The organism is Paraburkholderia tagetis (genome assembly GCF_022213065.1).
Classification (GTDB): domain Bacteria; phylum Pseudomonadota; class Gammaproteobacteria; order Burkholderiales; family Burkholderiaceae; genus Paraburkholderia; species Paraburkholderia tagetis.
This window is the reverse complement of record NZ_JAKLJA010000001.1, coordinates 658,801-667,915: the sequence shown is the minus strand read 5'-3', so window position 1 is coordinate 667,915 and position 9,115 is coordinate 658,801. Positions and strand designations below refer to the sequence as shown.

Sequence of the window (9,115 nt, the reverse complement as noted above, 5' to 3'; positions counted from 1 at the left end):
ATGTCGTGATCAGCGACATGGAGTTGCTGTTCGAGCCATGTGATGTGCTCCCGCAGGCTGGCGCGGGCGGCCTGATGAGCGCGCGTGAGTCGGTTCTTCTCTGCGACGAGCATCTCGACGAGCTGGATGCGGCGTAGCAGCAGGGCCTGCAACTGCTCGGTCTGCTCGTCATTGAGTGGGCGGACGGTGGGCTGGATCACGGCGGCGAAGTGGGCGATGACGAGGGCATCGATGCGGTCGGTCTTGGCCCGTCGACCGGTGGCGCGGGCGAAATCGCGCACCTGTCTGGGGTTGACTGCGACGGCGGGCAGTCGGGCCTGGCAGAGGGCCTTGAGCACGGCGAGTTCGAGTTTGCCGGTGGCCTCCATGACGATGAGTGCGGGACTGAGTGCGGCCAGCCGCTGGACGAGCTGGTCGATGGAGGTGGCGTCATTGGGAACGCGCCAGGCTTCGGCGGATTCATGAATGGCGAGATCGAGATAATCGCCACTGACATCGATACCGATATAGATCGGGGAAACGGAGTTCATCGCGGTACCCATACTTGCAGGAAAATACGAGCTCGAGGCTCAGTCAACTGTTCGGGTTAAGAGGATGAAGGACAGATGCTCAGGCTTTTCTGCGGGCTCGAAGACCCTGTAGGCAGACGAGCTATCGGTCCAATGCGGCGACAACTGATCAGGCTGGCACCACAGGAGAGAATATACAAGTAGGCAAAAGAAAGCCGCTCAAACCGCCAGTGTGACGCCGTCCACCACTTGCCCGTGATCGGAGCGGTTCCGGAGCGTCTGTCATCACGCGCCGTATAACAGAGTGACTAAGGACTCATTCCTCCGGCGGCGCTGCGCGCGCCGTGGGGCATAATCCAAAACCAGAGGAATGCATACGAATCGATGCAGTGCATGCGCATTCGATACCCAGGCAGTACGCCTGGTTTCCCTTGCATACCCGACCGCTGCGCGCGTAGCGAGCAGCGGGATGAATGACTCCTTTGTCACTGAGTTTGAAGGTGCGAGGTGACGGATGCCCCGGAACCACTTCGATGTAAGGCAAGTGGTCCACTGCGTCACACTAGCGGTTTGAGCCGCTTTCTTTTGCCTGGCGCCCCGCACAGGGGCAACGCTAATAGACCACCACGAACACAAGGAAACGCGAAAAGCACACAAAACCCGTGCCGAAAGGCCCTAAATCAGACTTCGGAGACGGAGGGCAGCGCTTCGAGTTCCGCGAGTTTTTCGCGTTCATCGAGGTACTGCGAGCGATAACCCGAATTCACGCCCCAATAGTAAAAACCGAGCGAGATGATCGCCACCACCAGCATGTCCCAGCCGTAGGGAATCACGTCGTACCCGCCGAACTGCTTGCTGCCGATCAGCGAGAGCACCGCCATGATCGGCAGGTAGGCGCACAGCCACCATGCGGCCTTCAGGTCGCGGCTCCAGCCGTCCCAGCCCGCCTTGCCCTGGAAGTAGAAGTACACCGGCAGCGCGACGATCATCAGCAGGATGATTTCGCCGGTCAGCGGCCACTTCGCCCAGTACAGGATCATCGACGCGCAGACGAACGCGAACGGCGCAATGACCTTCATGAACGGCACCGAGAGCGGGCGCTCCAGATCGGTGGCCGCGCGCTTGAGTGCCATCAGGCTGATCGGGCCGGTGAGGTACGAAATCACGGTTGCCACCGAGATCACCGCCGCGAGCGAGCTCCAGCCACGGAAGAAGAACATGAAGATGAACGAAACGAGCAGGTTGAACCACATCGCCTGACGCGGCACGCCGTAGAACGGGTGCACGTTGCCGAACATCTTCGGCATCGTGTTGTTGCGCTCCATCGCGTAGATCATGCGCGAGGTCGTGGCCATATAGGTCGTGCCGGTGCCGCTCGGGCTCACGAACGCGTCCACGTAAAGCAGGATCGCCAGCCAGTTCAGGTTCAGCGCGATCGCGAGTTCAGCGAACGGCGACTTGAAGTTGAACGTGTTCCAGCCTTTCATGACATCGGCAGGCGAGACCGCGCCGATATACGCAACTTGCAGCAGCACGTAGATCACGAGCGCGCAGAGGATCGAGCCGATCACCGCGAACGGCACGCTCTTCGACGGATTGCGTGCTTCACCGGCGAGATTGATCGGGCTCTGGAAGCCGTTGAACGCGAACACGATGCCGCTGGTGGCAACGGCCGTGAACACCGCCGACCAGCCATAGGGCGCGAAGTCGGTCGATTGGCCGAAGTTCTCGTGATGGAAACCCGCAGCCATCAGGCCCGCGATCGTGAGACCGGGGATGATGAATTTGAAAATCGTGATGACGCTATTGGCCTGAGCGAAAAGCTTCACACCCCAGTAGTTGAGCATGAAGTAAATGATCACCAGCAGCGCGGAGAGGATTAATCCCGAAGACGTGAGCGATCCGTCGACGAAGAGCGCATGCGCCCATGGGTAGGGCCACGTGCTCATGTACTGGATCGAGGCTTCGGCTTCGATGGGAATCACCGAAACGATGGCGATCCAGTTGGCCCATGCGCTGATGAAGCCCACCAGCGCACCGTGCGAGTAGCGCGCGTAGCGCACCATGCCGCCCGATTCGGGGAACATCGCGCCGAGTTCGGCATAGGTGAGCGCAATGGCCAGAATGACCACGGCGCCAATGATCCATGCGCAAATGGAGGCGGGGCCGGCAATCTTGGCCGCTTTCCAGGCACCGAACAGCCAGCCCGAACCGATGATCGACCCGAGGCCGGTGAACATCAGCGCAAACGGGCCGATATGTCGTTTAACAGAACTGCTCACATCGTCTCCTTATTTCCAGATCGAACGGTATCGCGGCGATTTTCGTCACGATCCTTGTCGTCGTCACAAGCATTCGCGCCGCGCATTCAGTGTGTATGAACATTGAAAGGTAAATGCGTCCAGGCGGCTACAAATGCTGAAGGCGGATACTCGGGCGACTTGCCCTGGTGCGTCCAATGCTGAATACACATGGCGTCATGCGAAATTTGCATGATGTGTATAAGAGCGCTGATATATAGGGAGATTCGTGTGCGCGTCGTGCGCACGAAGGCGCGTTGAACGCATGCATATTCATTTATTTGATGCGGGATGCACGGCGCGTGCGATGCAGTAATGGCGGTGTGCTCAAATTGCAAGAAGCAATTGCGGATAATACGCTTGACCGAATCATTCACGCGCTTGGAGACTGCTCTGCACGCGAGAGGAGAAAACATGACGGAGCCCGGCATCATCGAGTTGACCCGCTTCCTGTCTCACACGCCCGAGCGCGTGTGGGCCGCCCTGACCGATCCGGTTGTCCATGCGACATGGTGGGCCGCAGGCGACGTGCGCGCGAGTGTCGGGCATCGTTTTACTCTGGACATGGGCCCTTGGGGCCAGCAGCCCTGCGAGGTCATTGCCGTGGAGCCCGGGCGTCTGTTCGTCTATACGTTCGCAACGGGTACGCTGAACACCACGATCACATGGCGCCTTGCGCCGGAGGGCGACGGCACGCGCCTGACGCTCGAGCACAAGGGATTCGATCTGGATGCGCCGTTGGGGAAGACCGCGTACCAGGGCATGGGCCGTGGCTGGCCGGGCGTCGTCGAGCGGCTTCAGGACGTATTGGCTTCAAGCTGAGGCTGAAAGCTCGCTGGGGCGAGGTTGCTCCCCAGGCAGGACTGCGAAGGATCAGGCCGGGCACATGGTGCTCGGCATGGTTCAGGCTGAATCGCCTGGCGCAGTTGGTTGTGCCTGGTTGCCCTCAGTCGCGCTTGGTTGTGCTTGGTTGCGCTCAGTTTCGTACGCTCAGCAGGTTGGCATCGCGCGCGAGCCGCCACTGGCCGTCGGCTTCCTTGTGCAGGAGCGTGAGGGTATAGCCTGCGCGGTGGACCGTGCTGCCGTTTGGCGGCGTCACGGCAATGTCGATGTGATTGCGGACGAACGCCCAGTCGCCGAGGATCTTCAACTCCACGATCTCGCTCTTGCCGTCCAGTTTCGTCCCTTCCATGCCCTTCGAGGCGGCGGCGAATGCTGCCTTGCCGAACGGCTCCTGCCCCGGGACCATGAAGATCGCGTCGTCCGTCATCAGGTCGAGGACGGTTGCCGTATCGCCGCGTTTGCTCGCGACCATCCAGGTTTCCACGACTTGCCGGATGGCTCGTTCGTCGTCGCTCATGGTGTGCTCCTTCGTTGCGGGTTGGTGCGAACACTATCGCACATCGTTACGCGGCCCGAGGGCCGCGCCCAACTTCGCCCTTGCGCACCGGAAGGCATGAAGGAGCAAGGGTGTCAATCCATCACGACTTTTCCGGCAGGAACCAGTTCATCAAGAGTGCGCAGATGCCACCCGTGGCTACGCCCGACTCCAGCACGTTCTTGAGCGCATGCGGCAGGTTCGCCAGGATCTCCGGCACCTGCGAGACACCCAGGCCCAGCGCCAGCGAGACCGAGATGATGAGCAGCGCGCGGCGGTCCAGCCGGATGCCGGCGAGGATGTTGATGCCCGAAGCGGCCACGGCGCCGAACATCACCATGGCAGCGCCGCCCAGCACGGGCTCGGGCACGGCTTGCAGGGCGCCCGCGACCGGCGGGAACAGGCCGAGCACCACGAGCATGCCCGCGATCCAGATGCCCACGTGGCGGCTCGCGATGCCGGTGATCTGGATCACGCCGTTGTTCTGCGCGAAGACCGAGCTCGGGAAGGTATTGAATACGCCGGCGATCAGCGAATTGGCGCCGTTCACAAGCACGCCGCCCTTGATGCGCCGCATCCACACGGGGCCTTCCACGGGCTCCTTCGAGATCTTGCTGGTGGCCGTGACGTCGCCGATGGCCTCGAGCGAGGTCACGAGATAGATGATCAGCATCGGCACGAAGAGCGACCACGAGAAACCCAGGCCGAAGTGCAACGGGGTCGGGATCTGAAAGAGCGCGGCCTCGCGTGCGCCCGTGAAGTCGAGTCGGCCCATGATGCCGGCCACGATATAGCCGATCGCGAGCGCAATGACGAGCGCCGTGCTGCGCACCCAGACGATGGGCACGCGGTTGAGCACGATGATGGTGCCGAGCACGACGCACGAGAGCGCGAGGTTCTCGGGGTTCGCGAAAGTGCCCTTGGCGATGGCGCCGTAGCCGCCGCCCATGCTGATGAGGCCGACCTTGATGAGGGTGAGGCCGATCAACAGGACCACGATGCCCGTGACGAGCGGCGTGATGAGCCGCTTGATGAAGGGCAGGATGCGCGAGACGCCCATTTCGACGAACGAGCCGGCAATAACGACGCCAAAGATAGCCGACATCACGGCGGTCACGGGCGTGCCCTCTTTGACCATCAGGCTGCCGCCGGCAATCAGCGGGCCGACGAAGTTGAAGCTCGTGCCCTGCACGATCAGCAGGCCCGCGCCCAGCGGCCCGAAGCGCTTGCACTGGAGGAAGGTGGCGATGCCGGAAATCACGAGCGACATCGAAACGATCAGCGTGGTGTCGTGGCTCGAGACGCCCAGCGCCTGGCAGATCAGGAGGCCCGGCGTCACAATGGGCACGATGATGGCCAGCAAGTGCTGCAGCGCGGCCACGAAAGCGAGTGTGGGTGCGGGGCGGTCGTCGGGACCGTAGACCAGATCGCGGGCGAGTTCGGCGTCGTCGGCGGCATCATGGGAAGTGCCGTGAGAAGCGCCGTGAGAAGCGGGTTGTGCGGAGGAAGCGGGTTGCATCGGGGGACGGCGGGTCGAGAGGGTCAGAGAAAAACTGCGGGAAATTGCACGAAAGGGCGAGATTTTAACGGCAAGACCGCGCCTGCGCCCGGAAAATCAATGAGCGGCATAATGACTGGAACGCACTATTCGTGCAGCGGGATGCATCGAATAAGCCGGCGCGTATGATTGCGGCGGCAAGGAAGCAGCATTCGTTGCGCCGGATTCATATTGCCCGCATACCACACGAACACCGCACGTACACCGCATGCATGTTGCGGGCACTCCCGAAGGAGGGCGAGATGACGAACAGGTTCAAGCAGGGCGACCGGGTCCGATGGAATTCGGAGGCGGGCTGGGTCACGGGCACCATCATCGCGGTGCACACGGCCGACTTCGACTATAAGGGGCATACGCATCGTGCGTCGCCGGAGGATCCGCAGTACGAGATCAAGAGCGACAAGACCGATCACATTGCCGCGCATCGGGGCCGCGTTCTTCAACTGCTTTGAAGCGGAGACGACACATGACGCTTCCGTTCTTTACCATCGGCCATTCCAATCACACGCTGGACGACTTCATCGGCCTGTTGAGCGGTGCGGAGATAGGCGTGCTCGCGGACGTGAGAAAAATGCCGAGGTCGAGGACCAATCCTCAGTTCAACGAATCGACGCTTCCCGGGGCGCTGGCGCCATTCGATATCGCATACGAGCATGAGGCGGCGCTGGGCGGTTTGCGCGGCAAGACGCGGACGGTAGCCGAGGACGTCAACGGCTTCTGGACCAACACGAGCTTTCATCATTACGCCGATTACGCACTATCCGCGCCATTCCACGCGGGCCTTGATCGGCTGATCGAGTTGGGGCGAGCCCGGCGCTGCGCGGTCATGTGCTCCGAGGCCGTCTGGTGGCGTTGCCACCGGCGCATCATTACCGACTATCTGATCGCGCGCGGCGAGACCGTCTTCCACATCATGGGCGCTGGCCGTCTGGAGCCCGCCCGGCTGACTGCGGGCGCGATGGTTCAGCCGGACAGAACGGTCGTCTACCCCCGCGAGCCGGACAAGGACACCTAGGCGCGACCGCGCCACAGCGCCACGCTTATACGCGTGACAGGCGCCTCACGCCACGCGCAGCGTCGTGTCGATGCGCGTGCCGCGCTTGATGAAGCGCGTGACGGGCGTCTTTTCGCAGATCTCGGCCAGCCGCGCGCGTTGCGCTTCGTCGAGCGGGCCATCCACGGCGACGCCGCGGCGAATGTACTGCGTGCCGTCCTGCTCGGCATGCAGGCTGACTTCCACGCCGATCGTCGCGTTCGGCCACGCCTTGCGCTGCATGTACATGCGCAGCGTGGCGGCGGTGCAGGCGGCCAGCCCGGAGAGCACCAATGCGAACGGCGCCGGGCCACGATCCTCGCCACCTTCGTGCGTGCCTTCGTCGCCGGTCAGCGCATGGCGGCCGGCCTCGAGGGCGACGACGTAGTTGGGCGCATCGGCGGTAAGGCGAGCGGTGGCGGTGGCGAGCGGCATGGTTCATTCCTCGTTGCGAGGCGGCTCTCGTGCCACCCGGCGTTTGCAGGCGGGCGGCAGCGAGAGGCGCCGATGGAGTCGGGGGCGCACGGCACGGGTAGTGTGCCGGTCCGGACGATTGTGCCATCGACGCAGGGGTTCGTGTCGGCCACCACGGCCGGCTTTGCTGGCTCGCGTTGCCTCACTTTCCGTTGGTCTGAAGCGTCAGATTGTTGTGCACCGCCCTGACGCCCGCAACGTCGCGCGCCACGTCGGCCGCCAGATCGATCTGGCGGGTATCCGGCGCCGTGCCCAGCAGCGTCACGACGCCATCGACAGCCGTGACGTTGATGCCGTCGACGTCGAGCCCGCGCGTGCGCGAGAGCTGGCGCATGACGACTTTGCGCAGCGCCCGGTTGGCGGCTTTAGCGGCTTTGGCCTCGGCTTTGGCGGTGCTTGCCGTAACGGGCGCAGACGCCACCGGCGAGTGGGCGGCAGGGGCTTGCGCATGCGCGTCGAATGCGCAAGCCGCGGCGAAAAACGCGATGCAGAGTCCAACCGCGTAGAGGGTGGAGCAAGGGGTGGGGCAAGGGGTGGAGCAAGAGGGCGAGTTAGGGGCGGAGTAAGCGTGTTTCAACAGGTTTCTCCCAGATCAGAACGAGTGACGGATGCCAACAGTTGCACCCACGGTAGTACCGGCAACGCCATACAACGCACCGTTGACCGACAAGCCCGTGTTCATCGCTCCGTGGTTGTCCACGGAGGCGATCTGTGCGTAGAGCGTGGTTCGCTTCGAGAGGAAATAGCTCGCTCCCAGCGCGGCCAGCAGTGAATGGTTGGCCGTGCGATTGCGATCGCTGGTTACCCACACGCCACCGTCGAGGTCCAGCGCGGGTGTCACGTACCACGACAGACCGCCGCCATAGACGTTGTTGTTGAACGAGCCAGCGACCTTGTAATTGACGAACGACGCTTTGACCGTGAGCGCGCCGAACTTGAATGCCGCGCCGAGCGTGCGGCCCTCGGCGGCAAGATTGATTGGCGTGGGCGTGGGATTGGCGGCGCCGCTATTGCCCTCGAAGATCGCCGCATTGACCATCAGGCCGGCATATTCATACTTGACGCTGGCGGAGTATTGCCGGCCCGCCTGGAAGTCGCCGGGCTTGCCGCCGAATGAATACAAGAGGCTGGTCTGCAGGCCCCAAAGCTGCGGGCTCGTCCAGGAGACGGCGCTTGGGCTGAAAATGCTCGTGCCGAGCAGGTTGTCGACGAGATTGACACCGCCGCTGCCGAAGAACGACATGTTGCGCGGGTCGGACGCGTACAGCGCGAGGAAGAATGGCGAGAACTGCAGGCCGGCCTTCACCTCGCCGTAGCGGCTGTCGAGCGCGATCCACGCTTCGCAGCCAAACAGGTTGCCGTCACAGTGCGAGAGCGCCCCGTTGGCTATGCTAATTCCGCTCTCGAGCTTGAATCTGGCTTGCAGTCCGCCGCCGAGATCCTCGGTTCCGAGTATCCCGAACTGGGAATACGACGAACCGCCGTCGATCATCGAAAACTGCTTGCCGGCGTTAGCGCCAGTAGCGGCGTCGCGCGTCTTGCTCGTGTACAGCAGACCGCCGTCGAGCAGTCCGAACAGCGTGACATGGCTTTGCGCGTGTGCCAGTCCGCAGATCAGCATGCCTGCCGTGCATCCAGCAAGGCGCCATGCGCGCCTCTTTTCTTGCAGCATGAATGTCTCCTCTTACGTCTTCGTCTGCGCGAAATGCAAGAATTTGATGGATTAAAATATGGAATGCGAACTAATTGGACTAGTCTCCCCCACGGTTTGGCTCTGTGGGGGAGATCGCCAGTCCGGCTGACATCGTCAGCCATCAGTGAGAGGGTCAGCCGGTGTAACGCGTGCGATCCGCCATGATTCGT

At 62.5% G+C, this 9,115-nt stretch carries 10 protein-coding genes; 3 read left to right on the top strand and 7 right to left on the bottom strand.

What is annotated here, in order from left to right; genetic code table 11:
* Both L5014_RS03035 and L5014_RS03030 read right to left on the bottom strand, forming a co-directional pair.
* The coding region (locus L5014_RS03035) for an IS110 family transposase (protein ID WP_238462096.1) at positions 1–530 on the bottom strand (530 nt) is incomplete at its 3' end.
* Between the two features lie 659 nt (positions 531–1,189).
* The gene (locus tag L5014_RS03030) at positions 1,190–2,791 is read right to left on the bottom strand and encodes an APC family permease (protein ID WP_238462095.1); all 1,602 of its coding nucleotides are present in this window, start codon (positions 2,789–2,791) and stop codon (positions 1,190–1,192) included.
* A gap of 432 nt (positions 2,792–3,223) precedes the next feature.
* Here L5014_RS03030 and L5014_RS03025 point away from each other — a divergent pair, with 432 nt between their 5' ends.
* On the top strand, positions 3,224–3,631 hold the full coding sequence (locus L5014_RS03025) for an SRPBCC family protein (RefSeq protein WP_238462094.1): 408 nt from the start codon (positions 3,224–3,226) through the stop codon (positions 3,629–3,631).
* Positions 3,632–3,785: 154 nt separating this feature from the next.
* Here the strand turns inward: L5014_RS03025 and L5014_RS03020 are convergent, their stop codons facing one another.
* Together L5014_RS03020 and L5014_RS03015 are read right to left on the bottom strand one after the other, a co-directional pair.
* On the bottom strand, positions 3,786–4,169 hold the full coding sequence (locus L5014_RS03020) for a YybH family protein (protein ID WP_238462093.1): 384 nt from the start codon (positions 4,167–4,169) through the stop codon (positions 3,786–3,788).
* A 121-nt stretch (positions 4,170–4,290) separates the two neighbouring features.
* On the bottom strand, positions 4,291–5,706 hold the full coding sequence (locus L5014_RS03015; RefSeq protein WP_238462092.1) for a uracil-xanthine permease family protein: 1,416 nt from the start codon (positions 5,704–5,706) through the stop codon (positions 4,291–4,293).
* Between the two features lie 281 nt (positions 5,707–5,987).
* Between L5014_RS03015 and L5014_RS03010 the strand changes: the two genes are divergently transcribed.
* Both L5014_RS03010 and L5014_RS03005 read left to right on the top strand, forming a co-directional pair.
* Entirely contained in the window at positions 5,988–6,197 is a 210-nt protein-coding gene (locus L5014_RS03010) for a hypervirulence associated TUDOR domain-containing protein (protein ID WP_238462091.1), read from the top strand.
* A gap of 14 nt (positions 6,198–6,211) precedes the next feature.
* Positions 6,212–6,760, top strand: a complete 549-nt coding sequence (locus tag L5014_RS03005) for a DUF488 domain-containing protein (RefSeq protein WP_238462090.1) — start codon at positions 6,212–6,214, stop codon at positions 6,758–6,760.
* A gap of 45 nt (positions 6,761–6,805) precedes the next feature.
* Here the strand turns inward: L5014_RS03005 and L5014_RS03000 are convergent, their stop codons facing one another.
* From L5014_RS03000 to L5014_RS02990, 3 genes are all read right to left on the bottom strand, one after another.
* Positions 6,806–7,213, bottom strand: coding sequence for an OsmC family protein (locus L5014_RS03000; RefSeq protein WP_238462089.1), 408 nt, complete (start codon positions 7,211–7,213; stop codon positions 6,806–6,808).
* A gap of 181 nt (positions 7,214–7,394) precedes the next feature.
* Positions 7,395–7,673, bottom strand: coding sequence for a BON domain-containing protein (locus L5014_RS38755; protein ID WP_338019255.1), 279 nt, complete (start codon positions 7,671–7,673; stop codon positions 7,395–7,397).
* A 171-nt stretch (positions 7,674–7,844) separates the two neighbouring features.
* The gene (locus L5014_RS02990) at positions 7,845–8,924 is read right to left on the bottom strand and encodes a porin (RefSeq protein ID WP_238462087.1); all 1,080 of its coding nucleotides are present in this window, start codon (positions 8,922–8,924) and stop codon (positions 7,845–7,847) included.
* Positions 8,925–9,115: the final 191 nt, after the last annotated feature.

Excerpts from the sequence above, each read along its gene's own strand:
- L5014_RS03025 (WP_238462094.1), top strand. The coding sequence starts at position 3,224 with ATGACGGAGCCCGGCATCATCGAGTTGACCCGCTTCCTGTCTCACACG.
- L5014_RS03020 (WP_238462093.1), bottom strand. The coding sequence starts at position 4,169 with ATGAGCGACGACGAACGAGCCATCCGGCAAGTCGTGGAAACCTGGATG.
- L5014_RS03015 (WP_238462092.1), bottom strand. The coding sequence starts at position 5,706 with ATGCAACCCGCTTCCTCCGCACAACCCGCTTCTCACGGCGCTTCTCAC.
- L5014_RS03010 (WP_238462091.1), top strand. The coding sequence starts at position 5,988 with ATGACGAACAGGTTCAAGCAGGGCGACCGGGTCCGATGGAATTCGGAG.
- L5014_RS03005 (WP_238462090.1), top strand. The coding sequence starts at position 6,212 with ATGACGCTTCCGTTCTTTACCATCGGCCATTCCAATCACACGCTGGAC.
- L5014_RS03000 (WP_238462089.1), bottom strand. The coding sequence starts at position 7,213 with ATGCCGCTCGCCACCGCCACCGCTCGCCTTACCGCCGATGCGCCCAAC.
- L5014_RS02990 (WP_238462087.1), bottom strand. The coding sequence starts at position 8,924 with ATGCTGCAAGAAAAGAGGCGCGCATGGCGCCTTGCTGGATGCACGGCA.